Origin of the sequence: Burkholderia sp. AU6039 (assembly GCF_002223365.1) — a bacterium.
Taxonomy (GTDB): Bacteria; Pseudomonadota; Gammaproteobacteria; order Burkholderiales; family Burkholderiaceae; genus Burkholderia.
Map to the genome: position 1 here is coordinate 519,244 of NZ_NKFK01000003.1, position 23,016 is coordinate 542,259.

Here is a 23,016-nt window from a genome sequence, read left to right on the forward strand (position 1 = left end):
ATGTCGTCCGCGCGCCCCGGTGGCGCGCGTGCCGTCCGCGGCCGGGCCGCGTGCCGCGCCGTCCGTGCGCGGTGCGCGCTCGTGTCCGGCGGCGTCCGATCACGTTTTCAGGAATTCACTCATGTCCTCTCCCTTCGCCGCACGGCCGTCGCGCGGCCGGCTCGCGCTCGCATGCGCGGCCGCGTTCGCGTGGCCTGCCGCCCATGCGGCCTCGACCGACGCTGCACGCAGCGCTACCACGCGCAGTGGCGTGGAGCGTGCCGCCGATCCCGCCGCTCCCGCTTCGGCCGTCGCAATCGCGCCGCCGGCACCGGTGGCCGGCGAAACGCTGAGCGCCGTCAGCGTGACCGCGCAGCGGCAACCGGTCGATCCGGATACCCCGGCCGTCGTCACGTCGATCACGCGCGAGCAGATCGAGTCGCACACCAACGTCACCACCGAGGACGCGCTGAAGTACGCGCCGAACCTGATGGTCCGCAAGCGCTATATCGGCGACCGCAACAGCGTGTTCGCCGGTCGCGACTTCAACGAACTGCAGAGCGCGCGCGGGCTGGTCTACGCCGACGGCGTGCTGCTGTCGAATCTGCTCGGCTCGAGCTACGCGTATCCGCCGCGCTGGTCGCTGATTCCGCCGGACGATATCGCGCGCGTCGACGTGCTCTATGGCCCCTTTTCAGCGCTGTATCCGGGCAACTCGATCGGCTCGACCGTGCTGCTCACGACGCGCCGCCCGGAAAAGCTCGGGGCGTCGCTGTCGACGCAGTTCTTCACGCAGCGCTATCACGACGGCTACGGATTCGCGGACAGTTTCGGCGGCAATCACCAGACCGCGCGGATCGCGAACCGGGTCGGCCGGTTCTGGTTCGCGTTGTCGCTCGACCGGCTCGAGAACAACGGTCAGCCGATGCAGTATGCGAGCCCCAATTCGGCATACAACCCGAAGCTCGGCGCCGCCGTGCCCGTGACGGGCGCCGCGACCGACATCGGGCCCAATGGCAAGCCGCGGACGATCGTCGGCGCGCAGACGATCGAGCGGACCGAGCAGCTCAACGAGACGGTGCGGATGGGCTATGCGTTCACCGACCACGTCGATGCAACGCTCACGCTCGGACATTGGGAGAACCATTACCGGCAGCACGGCGAAACCTTCCTGCGCGATGCGGCCGGCAATCCAGTCTACGGTGGCAACGTGTCGATCGGCGGCCGGAACATGACCGTCGCGCCGAACGCGTTCGCGCCGCAGCGCGGCGACCAGGAGAACTGGCTGTATGCACTCGGCCTGAATGGCCGGCTCGATTCCGGCTGGCGCCTGTCGGGCGTCGTGTCCGCGTACGACGTGTCGCGCGACGTGCAACGCTCGGCGTCGACCGTGCAGGGCGGCGCAGGCACGTTGTTCCGGGGCGACGGCACCGGCTGGCGCACGCTCGACCTGAAGGCCGAGGCGCCGGAAGCGAAGGGCCACACGTTCACGTTCGGCTATCACTACGACAATTACTTCCTGCGCAACGTCACGTACAACACGGCCGACTGGCTGGCGGGGCCGACCACGTCGCTGTCGAGCGTCTATCGCGGCGACACGCGCACGCAGGCGCTGTTCGGGCAGGACGCGTGGCGCTTCGCGCCGGGCTGGCTCGCGACGCTGGGGCTGCGCTACGAGCGCTGGGATGCGTACGGCGGTGCGCTCGGCAATGCAACGGGCACGCTCGGCTATGCGGACCGCAGCGCGAATGCGCTGTCGCCGAAGGTCGCGTTGCAATGGGATGCGACCGACGTGTGGCGCTTCCGGCTGTCGTTCGCGACCGGCACGCGTTTCCCGACGGTCGGCGAACTGTTCCAGGGCACGATCTCGAACAACGCGATCGTCAACAACAACCCGAACCTGCGGCCGGAAAAGGCGATCGACTGGGACTTCACGGCCGAACGCGACGTCGGTGTCGGCGTCGTGCGTGCCAGCGTGTTCCAGAGCGACCTGCGCGATTCGATCTACAGCCAGACGACGGTGTCGGGCGCGACGACGGTGACCAACATCTCGAACGTCGATCGCGTGCGCGTGCGCGGCGTCGAGCTCGCGTTCAGCGGCGAGAACGTCGGTTTGAAGGGGCTCGCGATCGACGCGAACGTGTCGGCGAGCAATGCACAGATTCTTGCCGATGCCGCGAATCCCGCGTATGTCGGCTCGCGCTTTCCGCGGATTCCGCGCATGCGTGCGAACCTGCTCGCGTCGTATCGCTTCGACGAGCACTGGCTCGCGAGCGTCGGCGTGCGCTACTCGGGCCGCCAGTTCAACACGCTCGACAACAGCGACGTGAACCCGGCGTCTACGGCGGCACGAGCTCGTTCACGGTCGTCGACCTGAAGGCGCGCTACCGCGTCGACCGTCACTGGACTGCGTCGCTCGGCATCGACAACCTGACGGACCGCCGCTATTACGTGTTCCACCCGTATCCGGGCCGTACTTTCTATGGAGAACTGAAATGGACGCTGTGAGATCGCTCGCGGCAGGCGGCGCGCTGTGGTGCGCGTTGCCGTCGCCAGCCGATGCCCGAGCGTTTGCGCGCGGCGCTCGATGCGGGATGGAGAGGGGAAAGGCCGCGCATCATGTGGATCGGGCGCGATGATACACGCGAAGCGCGCAGTGGACTGCTGACGGCCGACATACTCGACGGCTGGTTGCAGCGCGCGAAGTGCTGAACGGGCCGGCGGCGCGCGGCGAGCGTGCCGCGCGCCGGCCTGATGCGAAAACGCGCCCGAAGGCGCGTGGAGAGAAGCGTCAGGCCGCTCGCTTGAATAGCCGGATCACGAACAGCAGGATCACCGCGCCGACGACCGCGACGATCACCGAACCGATGAAGCCGCTGCCGACGCTGAGGCCGAGTATCCCGGCGAGCCAGCCGCCGATCACCGCGCCGACGATCCCGACGATGATGTCGACGATCAGCCCGAAGCCGCCGCCCTTGACGAGCAAGCCGGCAAGCCAGCCGGCAATCGCGCCGATGATGAGCCACATAATCAAGCCATGAGTCATGGTTGTCCTCTCCTTGAGTGGTGTCGAAAGACCGGACGTCGGCTGTGTCGCCGCAAGCTGAATGAAGGCGGCATCGCGACCCGCCGCGCCGCCCACGCAATGTAACGCGATAGACGGGTCGGAATCGTTAAGTAATGTTATGCACCCTTAACGGGATTTTCCAGGGAATTTGTCTACATACGGCATGGCTCGCGCACGGGCAATACGCGACGAAATGAATCTGTAAGAAAAGACCGCCGGTGAAGCCGGTCGGTCATCGGCGTCATCGTTCGTGCATCGATGCCTGCATGCCCGTGTCGGGCAATCCGTCGCCTGCGTCGGCGATCAGCCGTGCGACGGTCGCGGGTTCGCCGATCGCTTCTATCGACAGCAGCGCGAAGCGGGCGAGAAAGAGCGACGCATCGGCTTCACCGATCCGCGTCATCGTGCGGCACAGGTCGGTGTAGAGCGTGTCGCGTTCGGTGTCCGTCATCATGCGGTCTCCTGAGGATCGGTTGATGCGCCCGGGCGAAGTGCGCGTTCGAGCGCGGCGGTTATGTCGCTCGCGCGAGCGTCGTGCCAGCGGCCGAGTACGTGACCGTCCGGACGCACGAGATAGACGGTGCCGTCGCGCGCGCCGTACCTGTCGAACAGTCGGCCGTCGTCGTCATGGCCGCCGCAGGCCGGTTGCCGCGGTGCCGCATATCGCGCGAGCGTGACGAGCGCGAAGGGTATCCGCGCTGCCTGCAGACGCCGTTCAAGATCGGCGAGCGTCGGATCGGGCACGCCGTCGGACGTGAAGCAGAACGCGGTGAGGCGCGGGGCGACGAGGTCGGTCAGGTGGCCGCGGCGCGTTTCGTTGCCGTGCGCCGTGTACCGCATCAGCGGACATTCGGCGAGCACCGTGCCGGGCGCTGGGCCGGCCGAAAACGTGTCGCGTTCGGCCGCGTTGAGCGACGACGTCGCATACGCGATGGCGGTCGTCTGGCGCGGATTGATCAGCGAGCGCAGTGCCGGATGCCGGACCGCGAGCGACAGCACGGCCTTGCGCATCAGGTCGAACGCAAACGACGGCGGCGCCATGAACTCGGTGCTCTTCGTGCCGTAGCGCAGGTTCTCGTGCGTCGCGAACACGCGTTCGTCCGAGTAGTTGTCGAGCAGCGTGTCCGATGCGAGCCCGCGAGTCACGTACGCGAGTTTCCATGCAAGGTTGTCGGCATCGTCGATGCCCGAATTCGCGCCGCGCACGCCGAAGATCGGCACGAGATGCGCGGCGTCGCCGCAGAACAGCACGCGGCCGTGCCGATAGCGTTCGAGCGTCAGCGCATTCGCCTTGTAGATCGTGATCCAGATCGGCGACCAGTCGCCGTGCTCGCCCATCATGTCGAGCAGGTCCTGCACGCGGGGGATCACGCTCTCCGGTTTGATGGCCGCTTCGGGATCCTCATCGTTGCGCAACTGGTAGTCGATTCGCCACACGTTGTCGGGCTGCTTGTGGACGAGTACCGTCGAGCCCGGGTTTGACGACGGATCGAAGTATGCGAGCCGTTCGGTCGGCCGGTCGCTGTCGAGCGCGATGTCGACGATCACGTAGCGGCCCTCGTAGCTCGTGCCCTGCAGCGACAGGCCGAGCGCTTCGCGCATCGTGCTGCGACCGCCGTCGCACGCGACGACCCAGTCGGCGTCGAGTGCGTAGCTGCCGAGCGGTGTGTCGACGTCCAGGCGCACGCCGTCCGGTTGCCGGGTCACGCCGGTGACTTTCGCTTGCCAGCGGATCTCGATGAGTTCGGGGCGGCGCAGCGCGGCGTCGAGCAGGAATTGCTCGATGTGATATTGCGCGAGATTGATCATCGGCGGCAGCTTCTGGTTTTCGTCCTGCGGCATCGTGAAATGCAGCACTTCGTCGCGACGGTAGAAGCTGCGTCCGCCGGTCCACGGCAACCCCGTGCGCAGGAAGTCGTCGAGCGCGCCGAGCCGCTCGATGATCTCGAGGCTGCGCCGCGAGATGCAGATCGCACGGCTGCCATGGCAGACCGCATCGTCGGCCTCGATCAGCACGCTACGGATGCCATGGTTCGCCAGACCGAGCGCGACGGCGAGGCCGACGGGGCCGCCGCCGACGATCGCTACGCGATGCCGGTGCGTATCGATACCGTCGTCGCACGCCGGCAGATGCGCGGGATGGCGCTCGGCGACGAACGGGTAGGGCTTGAAGTCGATATCCATTGGTGGCTTCCGGGGGAGGGTGGTTCGACGTGCACGCGCGCCGGGGCAACGCGTGCAGGCAGCCGAAGCAGTATGGAAGCCGGGCGGAAGTCCACTGTCCCCATTCCGGGTACAGCACACCGACCGGGATTTACCCCGATTCGGTCATCGCAGGCCGGTTCGGTTCAGGGCTGCAGGCAGAGTGCGAACAACTGGCGCTGGCTCGAGATGCCCAGGCGCCGGTAGGCGCGTTTCTGGTACGTGACGACGCTCGACGCCTTCACGCCGATCGTCTCGCCGATCTCTTGTGCGGTCTGGCCTTCGAGCACACCGCGCAGCACGTCGAGTTCACGCTTGGACAGCGCCGGGCAGGCGCTGCGCAGCCGCGCGAGCATCCGTTGCGGGATCCCGATCTGCGCGGCACCGGCGAGCGCGTAGTGATGCTTCGCTGCCTGCGCGATCAGTGGCGCGAGCGCTTCGATCACCGCGATCTCGCGCGGCTGGAACGCGCCGCTGCGATGCGCGCGGTACAAATTGATCGACAGCCAGCTCGCATCGTTGGGCTGCATCAGCAACGACAGCCGGTCGGACACGTCGGGGCCGCGATAGCAGGCCGCTCGATACGCTTCATGATCGATCTCGTCGCCGGCCTGCTGGTGCAGCAGCAGGTCGTGGCGGCGCGCGCCGCGAGGTGCGCTCGACACGATCTTCTGGTTGCCGTCGAGCGCGTAGAAGTGTCGCGCGTAGGTGTCGGCGACGTCGCGCAGGTAGCGGCCGCCGCGGTGGTCGGCGACGGATAGCGTGCGCGGACGGTTGCCGAACTCGTACGCGAAGATCGTGCATTGCGTGACCGATAGCGCATCGTCGAACAGCGTCAGCACTTCGGCTGCGAATGCGTTGGGCTCGTTGCCGCCGATCGCGGCGACAAGGCGCGTCGCACGCGATACGTCCAGTTGCCCGGTGAGGTTCGGTCGCTCGAGACGCCAGGTGCGCATGATGCTCGGAAAGGGCGGAGGGGTCCGGCGATTGTAATCGGCGGCGGGCGGCGCGGGAGTCGGGTGATGCCCGCAAGCGGAGCGGACGCGGAGAGAAGAAGGGCAGCACGATTGGGCGCCCGGAATGAGAAAAGGGCTGACAAGCATTGCTTGTCAGCCCTTTATAACTTGGTGCCGGAGATAGGAGTCGAACCTACGACCTTCGCATTACGAATGCGCTGCTCTACCAACTGAGCTACACCGGCATCAGAGAAACGAAATTATAAGGTGAAATCTGAGACCTTGGCAATAGGTTTTGCGAAATTTTTTCAGCTTGCTGCTGCTGTTTCGCGAAACGCATCGACTCGGCAAACTTCCCGCTTCGTTTCACTGCGATGCGACCCGTTGGGGTCACATCGAGAGCCGCGATTCTACGTACGTCGCGCGACACTGTCTAGTGCTGCAGTGCAAATTTATTGCTTTTCCTGATGGTAGCCCGTCACGCGCTCGACTTCGTTCTTCGAACCGAGGAACACCGGGACGCGCTGATGCAGGCCCGTCGGCTGCACTTCCATGATGCGCTGCGTGCCGGTCGTCGCGGCGCCGCCTGCCTGTTCGACGATGAACGACATCGGGTTCGCTTCGTACATCAGGCGCAGCTTGCCCGGACGATCGGGCGTGCGCTTGTCGGCCGGGTACATGAAGATGCCGCCGCGGTTCAGGATCCGGTGCACGTCGGCCACCATCGATGCGATCCAGCGCATGTTGAAGTTGTCGCCGCGCGGGCCGTCCTTGCCGGCGTTCAGCTCGTCGACGTAGCGCTTGACCGGGTCGTACCAGTGGCGGGCATTCGATGCGTTGATCGCGTACTCGCGCGTGTCGGCCGGGATCTGCATGTTGCTCTGCGTGAGTACCCACGAGCCGACTTCGCGGTCGAGCGTGAAGCAGTTCACACCGTTGCCGGTCGTCAGCACGAACACCGTCTGCGGGCCGTACACGGCATAACCGGCCGCAACCTGCTGCGTGCCGGGCTGCAGGAACGATTCCTCGGTGGCCTGCTTGCCGTCCGGGCAGCGCAGCACCGAGAAGATCGTGCCGATCGACACGTTCACGTCGATGTTCGACGAGCCGTCGAGCGGATCGAACACGAGCAGGTATTCGCCGCGCGGGTAGTTCGCCGGGATCGGGAAGAACGTTTCCATTTCTTCCGATGCCATCGCGGCGAGGTTGCCGCCCCATTCGTTCGCGTCGAGCAGGATTTCGTTCGACAGGATGTCGAGCTTCTTCTGCACTTCGCCCTGGACGTTCTCGCTGCCGGCGGTGCCGAGCGCTTCGCCGAGCGCGCCCTTCGACACGTTGTAGCTGATCGCCTTGCATGCGCGCGCGACGACTTCGATCAGCAGGCGCAGGTCGGCGGGGAGGTTGTTGGTCTCACGTTGCTGTTCGATCAGGAACTTCGACAGCGTGGTGCGGCGGGCAATGGACATGACAGACTCCAGAAGGCCAAAAGAATCCTTGAATAGCCGCAATTTTACCCGCCGCGCCTCCCGTGCCACCGGCTTTTTTCGTCCGGTTACATGACCGGGCGGCCGTCCCGGCCCGGTTTCCCAGGGTTGGAAACCGGCGGGACGCGCTTGACACCAACGGCAGGCGGCGCGGTCGGCCCTCGCGATTGCGCGTGGTTCCAGCAGTCTTCACACCATAAAAAAGCCGGTGCCGCGACGAGCGGCACCGGCTGTATCGCGCAGGCGCGACGCGGGCGATGGCGTTACGCGAGCGCCTTCTCGACGATCTCGCGCACGTCACGCGATTTCGCGCCGGCGGCGACCTGCTCGAGCGCTTCGCGCATCCGGTCGCGCAGCGCCGGCGTGAAGCGGCGCCACAGTTCGAGCGAGCGGGCGAGGCGCGCCGCGACCTGCGGGTTGATCGCGTCGAGCGCGAGCACCTGTTCCGCCCAGAACGCGTAACCCGAGCCGTCCGCCGCATGGAATTGCGCGGGGTTGGCCGCGCAGAAGCTGAAAATCAGCGAGCGCGCCCGGTTCGGATTCTTCAGGTTGAACGCCGGGTGCGCGAGCAGCTTGCGCACCTTCGCGAGCGTCGGCTGCGCGGGCGTGCCGCGTTGTGCCGCCTGCATCGCGAACCACTTGTCGATCACGAGCGCTTCCTTCTCGAAGCGACGATAGAAATCGTCGAGCGCGTGCTCGGCCGGTTCGGTCGCGCCGGCGGCCGCGGCGGACAGCAGCGCGCCGAGCGCAGCCGCGCGATCGGTCATGTTGTTCGCCGCATCGTATTGCGCGCTCGCGAGGCGCACCGCATCGGCCGGATCCTCGAGTTCGGCGAGATACGCGAGCGCGAGGTTCTTCAGCGCACGGCGGCCCGAGGCTTCCGGCGTCGGTTCGTAGGCGCCGGGCGTCTGGTGTTGCGCGTACGCGGCGAGCCATTCCGCGCGAAGCGCGGTGGCGAGCCGGCGGCGCACGAACTGGCGCGCGCGATGCACGGCGGCCGGATCGGCTTCGGCCATCTGGTCGGCGAGGTAGGTTTCCGACGGCAGCGTCAGCGCGAGTTCGCGGAACGCGGGTGACAGCGTCGCGTCGGTCAGTACGCGGCGGAATGCAGCAACGAAGTTCTCGCCGAGCGTGAGCGGCTCGTTCGCGGCCGCACGCGCGGCGAGCGTCAGCAGCGCGCGGGTCGCGAGGCGCTGGCCGGCTTCCCAGCGGTTGAACGGATCGCTGTCGTGCGCGAGCAGGAACGCGAGGTCGTCGTCGCTGTAGTCGTACTCGACGATCACCGGCGACGAGAAATTACGCAGCAGCGACGGCAGCGGCTGTTCCGGCACGTCGACGAACGTGAAGGTCTGCTCGGTGTCGGTGAAGTCGAGCACGCGCGTCGTGCCTGCGGCGGCGGCTTCGCCGTCGAGACGCAGCGGCAGGTCGCGGCCGTCGCGGCCGATCAGGCCGATCGCGAACGGGATCAGGAGCGGCCCCTGTTGCGTCTCGCGCGCGGCCGGCGACGCGTCGCCGTAGCCCTGCGCGAGCGTGACCGTATAGCGGCGCGCGGCCGCGTCGTACGCGGTGCGCACCGACACGCGCGGGGTGCCCGCCTGGCTGTACCAGCGCTCGAACTGCGCGAGATCGCGCCCGTTCGCGTCGGCCATCGCGTGACGGAAGTCGTCGCAGGTCACCGCGTGCCCGTCGTGGCGCTTGAAGTACAGGTCCATCCCCTTGCGGAAGCCGTCGCGGCCGAACAGCGTCTGGTACATCCGCACGACTTCCGAGCCTTTCTCGTAGACGGTCATCGTGTAGAAGTTGTTGATCTCGACGTAGCTTTCCGGGCGCACCGGGTGCGCCATCGGGCCCGCGTCCTCGGCGAACTGCAGCTGGCGCAGCACGCGCACGTCCTCGATGCGCTTGACCGCGCGGGCCGCCGATTCGAGGTCGTCGCCCGCGGCCATGTCGGCCGAGAATTCCTGGTCGCGGAATACCGTCAGGCCTTCCTTCAGGCTCAGCTGGAACCAGTCGCGGCAGGTCACGCGGTTGCCGGTCCAGTTGTGGAAGTATTCGTGGCCGACCACCGATTCGATGTTCGCGAAGTCGGTGTCGGTCGCGGTCTCGGGGTTCGCCAGCACGTACTTCGTGTTGAAGATGTTGAGCCCCTTGTTCTCCATCGCGCCCATGTTGAAATCGCCCACCGCGACGATCATGAAGCGGTCGAGATCGAGCTCGAGGCCGAAGCGCCGCTCGTCCCAGCGGATCGAGTGGATCAGCGAATCCATCGCATGACGCGTCTTGTCGAGATCGGCCGGCTCGACCCACACCTGCAGCAGCTTCTCCTTGCCCGAGCCGGACGTGATCTTCTCCTCGATCGCGACGAGCTTGCCCGCGACCAGCGCGAACAGGTAGCTCGGCTTGCGGAACGGGTCTTCCCATTTCGCGAAGTGGCGGCCGTCGGGCAGGTCGCCGGAATCGACGAGGTTGCCGTTCGACAGCAGCACCGGGTACGCGGCCTTGTCGGCGCGCAGCGTCACCGTGTACGACGCCATCACGTCGGGACGATCGAGGAAGTAGGTGATGCGGCGGAAACCTTCGGCTTCGCACTGCGTGAAGAAGTTGCCGCTCGACACGTAGAGGCCGGACAGCGTCGTATTCTGGTCGGGTGCGCATGCGCTTTCGAGCGTCAGCTCGAACGCTTCGGGCACGTTCTCGACCGTCAGCCCGTGTTCGTGCGCACGCACGGCGCCATGCGGCGCGCCATCCAGCCAGGCGCCGACGAATTCGAGCGCTTCGCCCATCAGCTCCAGGTGCGGCGCGGGCGCGGCGTCCGGATTGCGGCGCACGCGCATCGTATTCCTGACGATCGTGCGGGCCGGCGCAAGATCGAATTCGAGCGCGACGGCATCGATGAGGAAGGCCGGCGGCGTGTAGTCGGCGCGGCGGATCACGGTGGAGGAGGCGTTGTCGGACATGGTCGTCGAGATCGGTGGAGTGGGGGACGGGCCCGTGGCACGGGCCGGGCGAACCGGGCCATTGTACAAAGGCTGGCGGCCGCGTGCCGGGCGAACTTTTTACCGGTTCCGGGAGTCCGCGTATTATCGGCATCCCGTTACGGTTCGCGCGGTGCGACGAACGGGTGACGGATCGAAGAGGATCAACATGAAACGCGAATGGATTCAACGCGGTGCGGGCTGGGCGGCGGTGCTGTGCGTGACGCTGCTGACCGGCTGCACCAGCTACGTGACGACCCAGGTCACGGCCTTCTCCGACTGGAGCGGCAGCGACGCGACACGCACCTATGCGTTCACGCGCACCGAGGCGCAGAAGAACAGTATCGAGCAGTCGACCTATGAGCCGATCGTCGCGAACGAGCTGTCGACGTATGCGTTCCGGCAGGTTCCGCAGGCGCAGGCGCGGTATCTCGTCGGGCTGACCTATGCGGTCGGCAGCGATCTCGTGACGGTGCCGCAGCCGGTCTATTACGATCCGTGGTTCGCGCCCGGGCCGTACTGGCGGCGCGGGCCGTGGGGCCCGTGGGGTCCCTGGGGGCCGATGCCGGCCGGCTACGTCGCGCAGACGTACCAGGTGTTCGACTACACGCTCGGTATCCGCATCACCGAGCGCGCGACGGGCAAGGAGGTGTACAACGTGTCCGCGCGCACGACCGGCGACAACGGCACGCTGCTGTACGCGATGCCGTTCCTCGCGCGCAGTGCGCTCGCCGACTTCCCGCTGTCCAACGGCGCGGTTCGCTCGGTCCGGCTGCCGGTCGACAAGCGCGGCGGCCCGGCGGCGCCGGCCGCCAACGAACGCGTGGTGCCGGCCGCGCCCGCGTCGGGTGCCGCCGTCGCGAAATAACGCGGGATTCCTCTCGGCGCGGCCGTCCGGCCGCGCCGGCCCTGCCCTTCCGTCAGACCCCGATACCCAGCAGCGCCAGCGCGCCGAGCACGACGAACAGCACGGCCGCGATCGCGTGCACGAGCTTCGTCGGCAGGCGGTGCGCGAAGCGGTCGCCGAGCAGGATCGCGGGCACGTTCGCGAGCATCATCCCGAACGTCGTGCCGGCCACGACACCGATGTAGTCCTGGAAGCGCGCGGCCAGCGCGACGGTCGCGATCTGCGTCTTGTCGCCCATTTCCGCGAGGAAGAATGCGACGAGGGTCGCACCGAACACGCCGAGCCGTGAGCGGTTTGCATTGGCTTCGTCGGCATCGAGCTTGTCCGGCACGAGGATCCACAACCCCATTGCGATGAACGAGAACGCGAGCGCCCAGCGCATGATCGACGGTGTGACGAGCACGCCGAGCCATTCGCCGAGCGCGCCGGCGAAACCGTGGTTCACGAGCGTCGCGACGAGCACGCCGAGAATGATCGGCACCGGCTTGCGATAGCGCGCGGCGAGTACGAGGGACAGCAGTTGGGTCTTGTCGCCGATTTCAGCGAGGGCGACGGCGCCGGTGGAGATCAGGAAGGCTTGAGACACGTATGGGGTTCCACGGGCCGATGTTGTGCGTGCGAGCGACGATCCACCGCGCGCCGGGCCCTGATGCGGCGCGCTGTGAACCATCGGTCTCGCCAGGCCTCGGTGGCTGCGTCCGCCATGGCCGTACGGCCAAGTCTGTTGACGGACGCCTCCGTCACGATGCGCGCCGGGAGCGCGGGACATCGAGCGGAGCGGCTACTCCCCAATGAGCGGCGAATTCTAGCACGGTGCGTTGCGCGCGGGAAAGCGGTTGGCGGGCGCTGTGCCCGGAGTCGGGGCGGGATCGGCGTACGGCAGTCTCGGCGGCCCGGCACGCGCGGCGGTGGAGGCCCGCGCGTGCCGGGGCGAACCCCGGCAGGTCGTTACGCGGCGGGGCGGCGTGCCGCGCCGCGCTCGTGGACGAGTTGGCCGGCCGCATAGGTGCGGTACACCGCGCGGTCGTCGCCGAGCAGCGCGAACGCGAACAGCAGTTCCTCGAGCGAATCCGCGCGTTTCGTGCGGCGCGCGAGCAGCGGCGTGGCCTGCGGATCGAGCACGACGAAGTCGGCCTCGGTGCGCGGTGCGAGCGTGCCGACCGTATCGGCGAGGTCGAGCGCCTGCGCGGCGCCGGCCGTCGCGAGCCAGAACATTCGCGTCGCGCTCAGGTGGTGGCCCGACAGCCGCGCGACCTTGTGCGCTTCGTTCATCGTCTGCAGCATCGAGAACGACGTGCCGCCGCCGACGTCGGTCGCGAGCGTGACGGGCACGTCGTATTCGCCGGCCTTGTCGAAATCGAACAGCCCGCTGCCGAGGAAGAAGTTCGACGTCGGGCAGTGCGCGACGACGGTGCGCGTCTCGGCCATCCGGCGGCGGTCCTCGTCGTCGAGGTGGATGCAGTGGCCGTACACCGCGCGCGGGCGCAGCAGCCCGTAGCGGTCGTAGATGTCGAGATAGCTGCGATGGCCGGGGAACAGCTCGGCCACCCATTTCACCTCGTCGACGTTTTCCGCGACGTGGCTCTGCACGAACACGTCCGGATGGCGGCGCGCGAGTTCGCTGCACGCCTCGAGCTGCGCCTCGGTCGACGTCGGCGCGAAGCGCGGCGTGAGCGCGTACATCTGGCGGCCCTTGCCGTGCCAGCGGTCGATCAGCTCGGCACTGTCGTCATAACCCGATTGCGCGGTATCGCGCAGGAATTCGGGGCAGTTGCGGTCCATCAGCACCTTGCCCGCGATCATCCGCAGGTCGCGCGCATCGCTCGCCGCGAACAGCGCATCGGCCGACTGCTTGTGCACCGTGCAGTAGACGAGCGCGCTCGTCGTGCCGCAGGCGAGCAGTTCGTCGACGAAGAAGTCGGCGACTTCGCGCGCATGCTCGGGATCGCCGAACTGGCGCTCGGTCGGGAACGTGTACTTGTCCAGCCACGGCAGCAGGCCCGGCGCCGGCGACGCGATCATGTCCGTCTGCGGATAGTGGATGTGCGTGTCGATGAAGCCGGGCACGATCAGCTTGTCGCGCAGGTCATGGACGATCGCGTCGCGCGCGAGCGTCGCGGCGAGCTGCGCGTACGGGCCGGCCGCGACGACCTTGCCGTCGTCGACGACCAGAAGGCCGTCGGTCTCGTAGTTCGCGGCCTGGCTCGATTGCGCCGGGTCGCCGTTGAAGGTCAGCAGCTGGGAACGGAAAGCGGTTTGCGTCATGACGAATGGTCCTGCATCAAGGTAAGGCGAACAGAAGAAAACGGGCGACGCCGCACGGGGGCAACGTGGCGCCTGGCGAGCGGGTGCGGCACGCTGCGTGCGGCACGACCGGAAGCGATTGCGCGGGCGAACGTGGCGGCCGAAGCCGCCGGCGAGTGGTTGCCGGCGGGCCTCGCAGCCGTTGCGCTCACGACCGATGCGGCCGCGCGCGAAACGGCAAATCGCGACGGCAGGCATGCGCGAGCGACGACGCACAGCGCCGTCGCCGCGCGCTCACGCCCGCGGTCGTCCCGGCGCAGGGCCGGGCCGGTGGTCGCGAAGCGGATGCCGTTGCCGTGTTTCATCTGTCAGCGTTCCTCGATGCCGGCCGTCACGCGGCCTGCCAGTACGCGTCGAGGCGCGCGTACAGCGCGTCGCGCTGCGCCGGTTCGATGAACGACGCCTCGAAGCCGTTGCGGATCACCGCATGGACTTCGGCATCCGTGAGTTGCAGCCCTTCGGCCGTCGCGAAGTAGTTTTCATTGACGTAGCCGCCGAAATAGGCCGGATCGTCGGAGTTGATCGTCACCGCGACGCCGCGATCGAGCAGCGCCTTCAGCGTGTGCTTCGCCATGTCGTCGAACACGCACAGCTTGAGATTCGACAGCGGGCAGACGGTGAGCGCCGTACGCGATTTCGCGAGGCGCTCGACGAGCGCCGCGTCCTCGATGCTGCGCACGCCGTGGTCGATCCGGTCGACCTTCAGCACGTCGAGCGCTTCGTAGATGTACGCCGGCGGGCCTTCCTCGCCTGCGTGCGCGACGAGCTTCAGCCCGAGCGCGCGCGCCTTCTCGAACACGCGTGCGAACTTCGTCGGCGGATGGCCGAGCTCGGACGAGTCGAGGCCCACGCCGATCAGGCGATGGCGATAGCGCTCGAACAGCGGCAGCGCGGATTCGAACGTCGCGAGCGCGTCCTCTTCGGACAGGTGGCGCAGGAAGCACAGGATCAGCTTGCTCGACAGCCCGCGTTGCTCGGCATCGGCGAGTGCACGCTCGATGCCCGCGACCACCGTCTCGATCGGCACGCCGCGCTCGGTGTGCGTTTGCGGATCGAAGAACAGCTCGGTGTGGACGACGTTGTCGGCGAGCGCGCGTTCGCAGTACGCGGCCGTCATGTCGTAGAAATCCTGCTCGGTCAGCAGCACGCTCGCGCCGGCGTAATAGATGTCGAGGAACGACTGCAGGTCGGTGAACGCGTATGCGGCGCGCAGCGCGTCGATCGAGTCGTACGCGAGCTTCACGCCGTTGCGCTGCGCGAGCGCAAAGATCAGTTCGGGCTCGAGCGAGCCTTCGATATGGATGTGCAGCTCCGCTTTCGGCGCGCGGGCAATCTTGTCCTTGAATGTCGGGGTCATGGCGTCGTTCTTGGTCGGTCAGTAGGTAGGGGAAGCCTGCGTGGACGCGTTTGCATTCGCGTTTGCCTCGACGGCCTGCAGCAATTGCGCAGCCACCGAGATCGCGATTACTTCGGGTGCCTTGTCGATGATGCCTTCGACACCGATCGGGCAGCGCATCCGCGCGACCTGGGCCGGGTCGATGCCGATCGCGGCGAGACGATGATCGAACTGCACGCGTTTCGCGTGCGAGCCGGTCATCCCGAAGTACGCGTAGTCGGCACGACGCAGGATGCGCTCGGCCAGCACGAAATCGAGTGCGTGGTCGTGCGTCATCACGACGAAGTACGACTGCGGCGGTGCGGCGTCGACCGCGTCGGCCGGGGCGGCGGCCGCTTCGATCGCGAGGTTGCCGATGCCGGCGAGCGCGTCGGCCGGCGGGAACACCGCATCGGGCCCGTCGATCCAGCGCACGTGGCACGGCAGCGTCGCCAGCACCTTCACGAGCGCGGTGCCGATGTGCCCGGCGCCGAACAGCACGACGGGGAACGCATACGGCGCGATCGTTTCGGTCATCAGCGACACGCCGCCGGTTTCCCACAGCAGGCAGTCGGCACGCGCGGCTTCCGATTCGGGCTCGCTCAACAGCGGCGCGCCCGGCGAGGGGCCGAATGATACGCTACGCACGGTCGCGGCGCCGGCCGCGACACGCTTCGCGAGCGACATGATCCAGCCGAGATCGCCCACATCGAGCCGCTCGAACGCGAGCACCACGGCGCCGCCACAGCACTGGCCGAGACTCGGGCCAAGCGCTAGCCGTTCGAGCCGGCGCGCGTGCGGCACGTGCGCGCCATCCTTCAGCAGATGCCGCGCGATCTCGATCGCCTTCCATTCCAGATGACCGCCGCCGATCGTATGGCGGGCCGTGTCGCGCGTGACGAGCATCTTGGTGCCGGCTTCGCGCGGCGCGGAGCCGTCGGTGTGCGCGACCGTCACGAGCACGGCCGCTTCGCCGTGCGCGAGCAGTTGCTGCAGATCGCCGAGCCAGGCTTCCATCAGCACGCTCCGTTCGGGACGACGCGGCACGACACGCGGCGCGGGCTGGCGGGCGTGGCGGCAACGATGACGGACGGGAGCGAGGCGGGCCGGCCGCACGGCCGATGCAGTGCGGCGGCAGCGCGCGAACGGCGCGCGCGGACGGCATGAGGGTGACGGATGCGGATGGTTTGCGTTGTCATGATGAATCCAGTCGACATTGCGGATCGGGCGCGCGTTACGCAGGGGTGGTGAGACCGCCTGGCCTCGCGCACGTAGATCGCCATCCAGTCACGAAGATAGCACCGCGAGGCGACGGAAACATCGCCAGGCGGTGATCCGGGCTATCAGGAGGCGATCATGTCGATCATAGGCCCGCCGCGCGGGATCGGGGCGCCAATGCGCGCACATCGGGCCGAAACGCAGGCGTGGCGGGGCTGGGCGCGGAACTCGCGCGATGCGCGTTCGCCCGGAGTCCCGGGGCGGCGGCGGGGTAGGTGTTTACGCTCGACGGGCCGGATGCGGCTCGCCGGGCTGGGCCGGCGGGCGCGCCGGAGCCGGGCGGTCACCGGCCGGCGGTAGTGTGCGGCCCGGGCGAACGGGCCGCGCGCAGGCCGGTCGAAACCGGCCGGTCAGGCCACGAGCTTGCGGCGATGGCGCCAGAGGCTCGCGGCGACCGCGACCAGGATCACGGCGAAGCCGATCAGCGCCCAGCCGGGCAGCAGGATGCCGAAGATCGGCGGGTAGACCGTCTCGCACAGCCCGGCGACCTTGAACATGCCGGGGAACCACTGCGCGGGCGGCAGGCTGTCGACGATCGGCTGCAGCGTGTCGAAGCCGCAGCTGAAGCCCGGATTCATCTGGATCGACAGGTGCCGGGCGGCCGTGCCGACACCGCCGGCCGCGGCGATCGCGATCAGCAGCTCGAGCACCCAGACACCGCGCCAGTTGCGGATCCCGGCGGCCAGGAACGCGAAGATCCCGATCGCGCAGAAGAAGTAGCGCTGGATGATGCACAGCGGGCACGGATCTTCGTTCTTCACGTACTGCAGGTAGAGCGCACCGGTCAGCAGGGCGATGCACACCCATCCGAGCAGCATCAGCAGGCGGCGTTCGCGGCGGATGGCGAGCGTGTAGTCGTTCATGTCGGCGGGGTTCCTCGTGGTCGGTCCGGAAAACAATCGCGCGATTTTAGCGCGAACGGTCTGGCACGAAACTGACAGCGCGCGTGCGGCAACCTGCCGCACCGCGCGTCCTGCCCGTCGGCGCCCGGCTGGCGGCGCTCAGCGGATCGTGTTCAGCACGGCCTCGACCGCCTGGCCGATCGCGAGCAGCGCGTCGTCGCGGTGCGGCGCGGCCGCGAGCATCAGGCCGACCGGCGCCGCGTCGCGCGGATGGCAGGGCAGCGACAACGCGCACGCGTCGAGGAAGTTGAACGCGCTGGGGTTGCGCAGGATCAGCGCGTTGGTGCGCGTGAAGGCATCGTCGTCCGCCTCGAGTTCGGCGATGCGCGGCGGCACGACCGGCACTGTCGGCGCGACGAGCGCATCAAAGCGCGACCAGACCGTGTGCGCGGCTTCGTCGAGCATCGCCGTGCGCGCGGCGAGCAGGTCGAGATAGTCGGCCGCGCTCGCGGGTTCGCCCTTCAGGATCCGTGTGAGCACGCGCGGGTCGTACTGGTCACGGTGCTTGGCGAGCAGCGGGCGATGCCACGCGTAGGCCTCGATCGGCGAGAAGCCGAAGCGGTTGACGTCCGGCAGCCGGTCGAGCGCGGGGAAGCGCACTTCCGTGACGATCGCGCCGGCGGCTTCGAGATGCTTGAGCGCGGCGTCGAGCGCGGCCGCGACGTCGGCATCGACGCCGTCCGTCACATAGTTCGTCAGCACGCCGAGCCGCACGCCTTCGAGCGGCCGGGCGGCCGGCACGTGCGGTTCGAGGCCCGCGAGCATCCGGTCGACGAGCGCACAGCAGGCGACCGTCAGGCCGATCGGGCCGAACGAGTCGAGCGTCGTCGACAGCGGCACGCCGCCTTGCGTCGGGATCCGGCTCGCGGTCGGCTTGAAGCCCGTCAGCCCGCACAGGGCGGCCGGAATGCGGATCGAGCCGCCCGTGTCGGTGCCGAGCGCGACGGCGGCCATCCCGTCGGCGACGGACGCGGCCGCGCCGGACGACGACCCGCCGGAAATCCGCGCGTCGCCCGGCACGTCGCGGTGGTACGGCGAGCGCGGATGGCCGAAGTGCGGATTCAGCCCGAGCCCCGAGAACGCGAACTCGCTCATGTTGGTGCGGCCGACCAGCACCGCGCCTGCGCGCTTGAGCCGCGCGACCGCGACCGCGTCGGTGCGCGCGGCCGGCGCACCGTCGAGCACGCGCGAACCCGCGCGCGTCACCTGCCCCGCGACGTCGAACAGGTCCTTGACCGACACCGGGATGCCCGCGAGCGGCGACAGCACGGTGCCCGCGGCGCGCAGCCGGTCGTGCGCGTCGGCGGCCGCGCGCGCGTTGTTGGCATCGACTTCGGTGAAGACGACCGCGCCCTGGCCCGACGGATCGGCGATCCGGTCGAGCGCGGTGTCGACGAGCGCGCGGCTCGTGGTCCGGCCGGCGGCGAGGTCGGCGGCGAGCTGGGCGAGCGGAGGGAAGGGCGTGAAAGTGGTCATGGGCGGCTCAGGGGCGAAGATGTTGAAGAAGCGTGGAGCGGAACGAATCGATATGACTTTCAACGGCCGCGCGTGCGCCGGCGGCGTCGCGCGCGGACAGCCGATCGAACAGTTCGCGATGCTCGTGCTGGACGTCGGCGAGATGGTGAGGTTCGGACAGCGTGACGAACCAGAAGCGCAGCGAGCGCTCATGCAGCCCGCGCAGGATGTCGGCGAGGACCGCGTTGCGCGCGGCCGCGGCGATCGCCTGGTGGAATGCGCGGTCGAGTTCCATCATGCCTTCGACGTCGTGCGTGTCGACGCAGGCCTGCCCGTCGTCGAGCAGCGCGGCCAGGCGCGCGAGATCGTCAGGCGTTGCGTGGCGCGCGGCGAGTTCCGCGCAGTGCGCTTCGTTGATGCGCCGCACGTCGATTACCGCGACGATGTCGTCGAGCGACAGCGGCTGCACCATCAATCCCTTGCGCGGCATCACGGACAGCAGCCCTTCGAGCACGAGCCGATGCACGGCCTGGTGCACCGGCGTGCGGCCGATGCCGGTGCGGGCGACGAGGTCGGCTTCGTTGAGGGCGGCGCCGGGCTTCAGGCGCATCGTGATGATGTCGTGCTGGATCAGCGCATACGCGCGGTCGGCGAGGCTGGCCGTCGGTGCGGCCGGGTGCTCGTGGCTGACGTCGGCGAGGGCATTCATGCGGGGTGCGGCGCGGCGGCCGGGCGGGGCGCGATCATGGCGCAGGCGGTCGGGAAGCGTGGACGATGCGTGGATATTATTGTGATATATCACTGATGTCCAGTATTGGCGATGCCGCATCCGCCTGGCCGGCGCGCGGGCGGGGACGCTCCCCGACGCAGTTTGCCGCCGACTTGCAACAATATCGACAGGATGTTGCAGGTTTGCCGCTCGATCGTGCGCTGAAGCATAATGAATCTTCGTTTATCCATACGCGTGAGCGACGTACCAGACCATCGTCATGAGCGAAAACACGCCTTCCCCGGCCGGTCTGCCCGGCACCTCCTCCGTTTCTTCCGATTCACCCCGTACCGATCCGGCGAAAGCGCCCGATGCGCCGGCCGCCCAGGCCGCCGCGCAGAACGTCGCTGCCGACGGCGCGTCACCGGTTACGGCTGCGTCCGAGCCGGGCGCGCCCGGGGCGACCGGCGCCGCCATCGATGGTGCTGCTGCTGCCGCCGCGCCGCCGAAGGCTGGCACGCCGCCACCCGGTTTCGGCGCGCAGCCTGATTTCGACACGCCGCGCCCGCCGCCCGCGAGCGCGCAGAATGCGCCGCCGGCCTATCTGAAGCAGAGCGACACGCCGTGGTCGGTATTCGGCCGGATCGTGGCCGCGCGCGCCCGCCGGCTGTTCGACCGTGCCGGCCAGCGCATCACGCAGCGCACGCTGCGCATCGGCGTGTCGGCGCGGATCTTCCATCCGGAACCGGGTGCGAAGGGGCTGAGAGGCAAGACGCTCCAGTACCTCGAGGAATCGATCGCGCACTGGGTCATGTCGCGCGACGTGCTCGTGTTCATGATTCCGACCGTCGGCCATCAGGGCATGATTCATCCGAGCAACATCCGCCTGCGCGACTACGCGAAGCATCTCGACGGCCTGCTGCTGCAGGGCGGCGCAGACGTATCGCCGCAAACCTATGCCGCGTCCGACGCCCGCCCCGAGTGGCCGGGCGATCGCGTGCGCGACATGTACGAGCTCGAGCTGCTGCACGAGTTCGTCGAGTCCGGCAAACCCGTGCTCGGCGTGTGCCGCGGCTGCCAGCTGATCAACGTCGCGTTCGGTGGCTCGCTGTACCAGGACATCGCCACCGACGTGCCGACCGCGAATGCGCACGTGAGCGAGCATTACGACCAGCATCGTCACGCGATCCGCTTCCCGGATTCGTCGACGCTTGCGAGCATGTTCCCGGGGCGCAGCGAAGCGATCGTCAACTCGATCCACCATCAGGCGATCCGCGATCTCGGTCGCGATCTGAACATCGAGGCCGTGTCGGCCGGCGACGGGATCATCGAAGGCATTCGCCATCGCCGTTCGCCGTTCGTCGTCGGCGTGCAGTGGCACCCCGAGTTCCATCGGGCCGGCGGTTCGGAGCTGCTCGACTGCACGCCGCTGCTCGATGCATTCCTGCGCGCGGCGCGCGAAACCCGCCTGTAGCAAGCCGCAAGCTTCGCGTCGCACGAAGGCCGGCCGCATCCCGACAAATTCGAGATGCGGCCGTTTCGTTTTGAACGATAATCGCGAGTTCCGATTCGTTTGCCGGAGTCTGACGTTGGCTTTCCGAAATTTTTCCCCTGCACGATGCGCCACGTGGATCGTCGCGCTGGCTGCCTGCGCGCAAGCGGGCGCGGCCTGGTCCGCCGACGCGACGGCGCCCGCCGCCGGAACGCGTCCGGCGGTCACGAGCCTGCGCGGCGACACGGAGGCATCCGCCACGGCGGCGCCGGATGCCTCCGCACAAGGCAACGTCGCCGAGCTGACGCAGATGCTGCACGACGGCCGGATCGTCGAGATGCGCACGACGTACAACGGCAGCTATGGTGCGAGCCTGATGTTCGACCCGCGCGAGATGACGTACTACGTCGCGTTGTTCCAGGACAAGCATCTGTGGCGCGTGATCCGGTCGCAGGAAAAGACCCGCGCGGAGATGGTGTACGCGAACTTCGTTCAGCAGACCGTACAACTCGCCGATATCGAGATCCGCCGCACCGAGCTGGAGGCGCAGAAGGCGTTTCTCGAGCGCGTGATCGCGCTGCAGGCGAATCGTGCGCAGCAGTTGCAGGCCGACTTGAGCGTTGCGCGCAGCCAGCAGGCTGAAGTCGCGCAGCGGCAGCGCTCGGCGCAGGAGCAGGCGCAGGCGCTGCAGGTCGAGAAGCGGGCTGCACAGATGCAGCTGCGCGATCTGCAGGAGCAGGTGCGACAGCTCGAGAAGCAGACCGAGACGGGGCTGCCCGCGCACAAGTAACGAATCGTCAGACGGGCGCAGAGACGAGCAAAACCCGGCGAAGCAGGCTTCGCCGGGTTTTTTTATGGCCGGGCCGTCAGCGCGCGAATGCGTCCGGCGTATCGGTCAGGCGGCGGTGGGACAGTTGCGCCGTCCAGTCCACACCGGTGGCGGGCGCGTGCGATGCGCGGACAGGCTCGGTAGCGCGCAGCGCGCTCGCCATCGCGATCAGCGTGAGCGGATCATCGAGCGTGTCGCGCATGTCGCCGGTTGCACGCGGCAATGCGGCGAGCCGCTCGCGGGTGCGGGTGTCGACCGTGTTGCCGCGGACCGGCGGCCGTGTGGCCATTCGCATCACGGTTGGTGTTCGGACCGGCGCCGTCGCCATGCGCTTGCCGCTCGAACGAGGCGACGCGGCAGTGGCAGTGGCGGTGGCGGTGGCGGTCGGCGGCACGCCGGATGTTGCCTTTGGACGAAGCGATGCGGGAGGACGCGCGACCTGGTGCGTGGCCGGCAGTGGCTCGGCCGTTGTCGCGACAGGCGCGGCCACCTTGCGCTGCGGAGGCGCGCTCGTCGACGTACGCGGCTGAACCGCAGCGACCCGCACGGCCCCGGACGACGACGTAGCGTGATCCGGTACGTCACCTGCCGCGTGAATCGCGTAGGCAGGCCCGAACCCTGCAATCGGTTCATATGCGGCAATCAGCCAGCCGATGATGCCGAACGCGCCGATACTCCAGCAGATCGCGTACTTCGCACGCCGGTCGCGAAAGCCGCCGGCGATACGGCGGGAGCACGGGGCCGCGGCGGCAGGCAGTGCAACCGGCGACCCGGCACGCGTTGGTGCCGACGCCGTGATGGACAGCGGCTTCCAGTGGCATGCGCGGTGCGGCCGGTCCACGTCGATGCAGGACGTCGTCAGTGTCGCGAGGCAGTGCTTGCCGGGCCGCGCACCGGGGGCGCCGCGAAAGGTCCAGTCGCGGCCGAGTGACGGCACGTGATCGAGCGGAGCGACGCGGGGGCGGGCGAGCGCGCCTGCGACGGGGACGAGGGGCGATGGGGTCATGAGGGCGGTGCGCCATGCGACACGGGCAACCGTGCCGGTGCGGCGCCGAACGTTGGTTGCAAATCGGGACATTGTGGTCAGCCGGCGAAGGCCGGT

At 68.2% G+C, this 23,016-nt stretch carries 18 protein-coding genes, 1 tRNA gene, 2 pseudogenes and 1 riboswitch; of the genes and pseudogenes, 5 read left to right on the plus strand and 16 right to left on the minus strand.

Annotation, left to right across the window (positions count from 1 at the left end; translation table 11 throughout):
- Positions 1 to 121: 121 nt before the first annotated feature.
- Positions 122 to 2,487: pseudogene (locus tag CFB39_RS05010) on the plus strand (TonB-dependent receptor).
- 45 nt (positions 2,488 to 2,532) lie between these two features.
- Positions 2,533 to 2,691: pseudogene (locus tag CFB39_RS40705) on the plus strand (TlpA family protein disulfide reductase); the annotation flags it as partial.
- Positions 2,692 to 2,770: 79 nt separating this feature from the next.
- Here the strand turns inward: CFB39_RS40705 and CFB39_RS05020 are convergent.
- From CFB39_RS05020 to pepN, 7 genes are all read right to left on the minus strand, one after another.
- Complete coding sequence (locus CFB39_RS05020; protein ID WP_089424754.1) at positions 2,771 to 3,025, minus strand: GlsB/YeaQ/YmgE family stress response membrane protein; 255 nt, start codon at positions 3,023 to 3,025, stop codon at positions 2,771 to 2,773.
- 262 nt (positions 3,026 to 3,287) lie between these two features.
- Positions 3,288 to 3,500 carry a hypothetical protein gene (locus CFB39_RS05025; RefSeq protein ID WP_089424755.1) on the minus strand — a complete coding sequence of 71 codons (213 nt, stop codon included), beginning with the start codon at positions 3,498 to 3,500 and terminating at the stop codon, positions 3,288 to 3,290.
- Positions 3,497 to 5,230, minus strand: a complete 1,734-nt coding sequence (locus CFB39_RS05030) for an FAD-dependent oxidoreductase (protein ID WP_089472340.1) — start codon at positions 5,228 to 5,230, stop codon at positions 3,497 to 3,499. Before CFB39_RS05030 ends, CFB39_RS05025 begins: the two co-directional genes overlap by 4 nt.
- A 164-nt stretch (positions 5,231 to 5,394) precedes the next feature.
- On the minus strand, positions 5,395 to 6,204 hold the full coding sequence (locus tag CFB39_RS05035) for a LuxR C-terminal-related transcriptional regulator (RefSeq protein ID WP_089472341.1): 810 nt from the start codon (positions 6,202 to 6,204) through the stop codon (positions 5,395 to 5,397).
- A gap of 169 nt (positions 6,205 to 6,373) precedes the next feature.
- Positions 6,374 to 6,449: transfer RNA gene (locus CFB39_RS05040), tRNA-Thr, on the minus strand.
- A gap of 207 nt (positions 6,450 to 6,656) precedes the next feature.
- Positions 6,657 to 7,670: a class 1 fructose-bisphosphatase gene (locus tag CFB39_RS05045; protein WP_089439471.1), complete on the minus strand. Its 1,014-nt coding sequence runs from the start codon at positions 7,668 to 7,670 to the stop codon at positions 6,657 to 6,659.
- 281 nt (positions 7,671 to 7,951) lie between these two features.
- Entirely contained in the window at positions 7,952 to 10,645 is a 2,694-nt protein-coding gene (pepN, locus tag CFB39_RS05050; RefSeq protein WP_089472342.1) for an aminopeptidase N, read from the minus strand.
- Between the two features lie 187 nt (positions 10,646 to 10,832).
- Here pepN and CFB39_RS05055 point away from each other — a divergent pair, with 187 nt between their 5' ends.
- Entirely contained in the window at positions 10,833 to 11,531 is a 699-nt protein-coding gene (locus CFB39_RS05055) for a DUF4136 domain-containing protein (protein ID WP_089472343.1), read from the plus strand.
- Between the two features lie 52 nt (positions 11,532 to 11,583).
- Here the strand turns inward: CFB39_RS05055 and CFB39_RS05060 are convergent, their stop codons facing one another.
- The 8 genes from CFB39_RS05060 to CFB39_RS05105 all read right to left on the minus strand — a co-directional run bounded on the left by CFB39_RS05060 (position 11,584) and on the right by CFB39_RS05105 (position 19,593).
- Positions 11,584 to 12,156, minus strand: a complete 573-nt coding sequence (locus CFB39_RS05060) for a TMEM165/GDT1 family protein (protein ID WP_046545165.1) — start codon at positions 12,154 to 12,156, stop codon at positions 11,584 to 11,586.
- A gap of 78 nt (positions 12,157 to 12,234) precedes the next feature.
- A riboswitch (yybP-ykoY riboswitch) is annotated at positions 12,235 to 12,372 on the minus strand.
- A gap of 146 nt (positions 12,373 to 12,518) precedes the next feature.
- Positions 12,519 to 13,835: a guanine deaminase gene (guaD, locus tag CFB39_RS05070; protein WP_089430753.1), complete on the minus strand. Its 1,317-nt coding sequence runs from the start codon at positions 13,833 to 13,835 to the stop codon at positions 12,519 to 12,521.
- Positions 13,832 to 14,179, minus strand: coding sequence for a hypothetical protein (locus CFB39_RS05075; RefSeq protein WP_089472344.1), 348 nt, complete (start codon positions 14,177 to 14,179; stop codon positions 13,832 to 13,834). Before CFB39_RS05075 ends, guaD begins: the two co-directional genes overlap by 4 nt.
- A 26-nt stretch (positions 14,180 to 14,205) precedes the next feature.
- On the minus strand, positions 14,206 to 15,231 hold the full coding sequence (locus CFB39_RS05080; protein WP_089430754.1) for an adenosine deaminase: 1,026 nt from the start codon (positions 15,229 to 15,231) through the stop codon (positions 14,206 to 14,208).
- A gap of 18 nt (positions 15,232 to 15,249) precedes the next feature.
- On the minus strand, positions 15,250 to 16,266 hold the full coding sequence (gene xdhC, locus CFB39_RS05085) for a xanthine dehydrogenase accessory protein XdhC (RefSeq protein ID WP_089472345.1): 1,017 nt from the start codon (positions 16,264 to 16,266) through the stop codon (positions 15,250 to 15,252).
- A 611-nt stretch (positions 16,267 to 16,877) separates the two neighbouring features.
- Positions 16,878 to 17,390 carry a disulfide bond formation protein B gene (locus tag CFB39_RS05095; protein WP_089472347.1) on the minus strand — a complete coding sequence of 171 codons (513 nt, stop codon included), beginning with the start codon at positions 17,388 to 17,390 and terminating at the stop codon, positions 16,878 to 16,880.
- 138 nt (positions 17,391 to 17,528) lie between these two features.
- The gene (locus CFB39_RS05100) at positions 17,529 to 18,905 is read right to left on the minus strand and encodes an amidase (protein ID WP_089472348.1); all 1,377 of its coding nucleotides are present in this window, start codon (positions 18,903 to 18,905) and stop codon (positions 17,529 to 17,531) included.
- A 7-nt stretch (positions 18,906 to 18,912) separates the two neighbouring features.
- Positions 18,913 to 19,593, minus strand: coding sequence for a GntR family transcriptional regulator (locus CFB39_RS05105; RefSeq protein ID WP_089472349.1), 681 nt, complete (start codon positions 19,591 to 19,593; stop codon positions 18,913 to 18,915).
- A gap of 280 nt (positions 19,594 to 19,873) precedes the next feature.
- Between CFB39_RS05105 and CFB39_RS05115 the strand changes: the two genes are divergently transcribed.
- Together CFB39_RS05115 and CFB39_RS05120 are read left to right on the plus strand one after the other, a co-directional pair.
- The gene (locus CFB39_RS05115) at positions 19,874 to 21,067 is read left to right on the plus strand and encodes a gamma-glutamyl-gamma-aminobutyrate hydrolase family protein (protein WP_089472350.1); all 1,194 of its coding nucleotides are present in this window, start codon (positions 19,874 to 19,876) and stop codon (positions 21,065 to 21,067) included.
- 115 nt (positions 21,068 to 21,182) lie between these two features.
- The gene (locus CFB39_RS05120; protein WP_089472351.1) at positions 21,183 to 21,875 is read left to right on the plus strand and encodes a DUF2968 domain-containing protein; all 693 of its coding nucleotides are present in this window, start codon (positions 21,183 to 21,185) and stop codon (positions 21,873 to 21,875) included.
- Between the two features lie 76 nt (positions 21,876 to 21,951).
- Here the strand turns inward: CFB39_RS05120 and CFB39_RS05125 are convergent, their stop codons facing one another.
- Positions 21,952 to 22,920: a hypothetical protein gene (locus CFB39_RS05125; protein WP_089472352.1), complete on the minus strand. Its 969-nt coding sequence runs from the start codon at positions 22,918 to 22,920 to the stop codon at positions 21,952 to 21,954.
- Positions 22,921 to 23,016: the final 96 nt, after the last annotated feature.

Coding starts and splice junctions, on each gene's coding strand:
- guaD (WP_089430753.1), bottom strand. CDS start 13,835: ATGACGCAAACCGCTTTCCGTTCCCAGCTGCTGACCTTCAACGGCGAC.
- CFB39_RS05030 (WP_089472340.1), bottom strand. CDS start 5,230: ATGGATATCGACTTCAAGCCCTACCCGTTCGTCGCCGAGCGCCATCCC.
- CFB39_RS05105 (WP_089472349.1), bottom strand. CDS start 19,593: ATGAATGCCCTCGCCGACGTCAGCCACGAGCACCCGGCCGCACCGACG.
- CFB39_RS05020 (WP_089424754.1), bottom strand. CDS start 3,025: ATGACTCATGGCTTGATTATGTGGCTCATCATCGGCGCGATTGCCGGC.
- CFB39_RS05100 (WP_089472348.1), bottom strand. CDS start 18,905: ATGACCACTTTCACGCCCTTCCCTCCGCTCGCCCAGCTCGCCGCCGAC.
- CFB39_RS05080 (WP_089430754.1), bottom strand. CDS start 15,231: ATGACCCCGACATTCAAGGACAAGATTGCCCGCGCGCCGAAAGCGGAG.
- CFB39_RS05025 (WP_089424755.1), bottom strand. CDS start 3,500: ATGATGACGGACACCGAACGCGACACGCTCTACACCGACCTGTGCCGC.
- CFB39_RS05095 (WP_089472347.1), bottom strand. CDS start 17,390: ATGAACGACTACACGCTCGCCATCCGCCGCGAACGCCGCCTGCTGATG.
- CFB39_RS05055 (WP_089472343.1), top strand. CDS start 10,833: ATGAAACGCGAATGGATTCAACGCGGTGCGGGCTGGGCGGCGGTGCTG.
- CFB39_RS05075 (WP_089472344.1), bottom strand. CDS start 14,179: ATGAAACACGGCAACGGCATCCGCTTCGCGACCACCGGCCCGGCCCTG.
- CFB39_RS05035 (WP_089472341.1), bottom strand. CDS start 6,204: ATGCGCACCTGGCGTCTCGAGCGACCGAACCTCACCGGGCAACTGGAC.
- CFB39_RS05115 (WP_089472350.1), top strand. CDS start 19,874: ATGAGCGAAAACACGCCTTCCCCGGCCGGTCTGCCCGGCACCTCCTCC.
- pepN (WP_089472342.1), bottom strand. CDS start 10,645: ATGTCCGACAACGCCTCCTCCACCGTGATCCGCCGCGCCGACTACACG.
- CFB39_RS05125 (WP_089472352.1), bottom strand. CDS start 22,920: ATGACCCCATCGCCCCTCGTCCCCGTCGCAGGCGCGCTCGCCCGCCCC.
- CFB39_RS05045 (WP_089439471.1), bottom strand. CDS start 7,670: ATGTCCATTGCCCGCCGCACCACGCTGTCGAAGTTCCTGATCGAACAG.
- xdhC (WP_089472345.1), bottom strand. CDS start 16,266: ATGGAAGCCTGGCTCGGCGATCTGCAGCAACTGCTCGCGCACGGCGAA.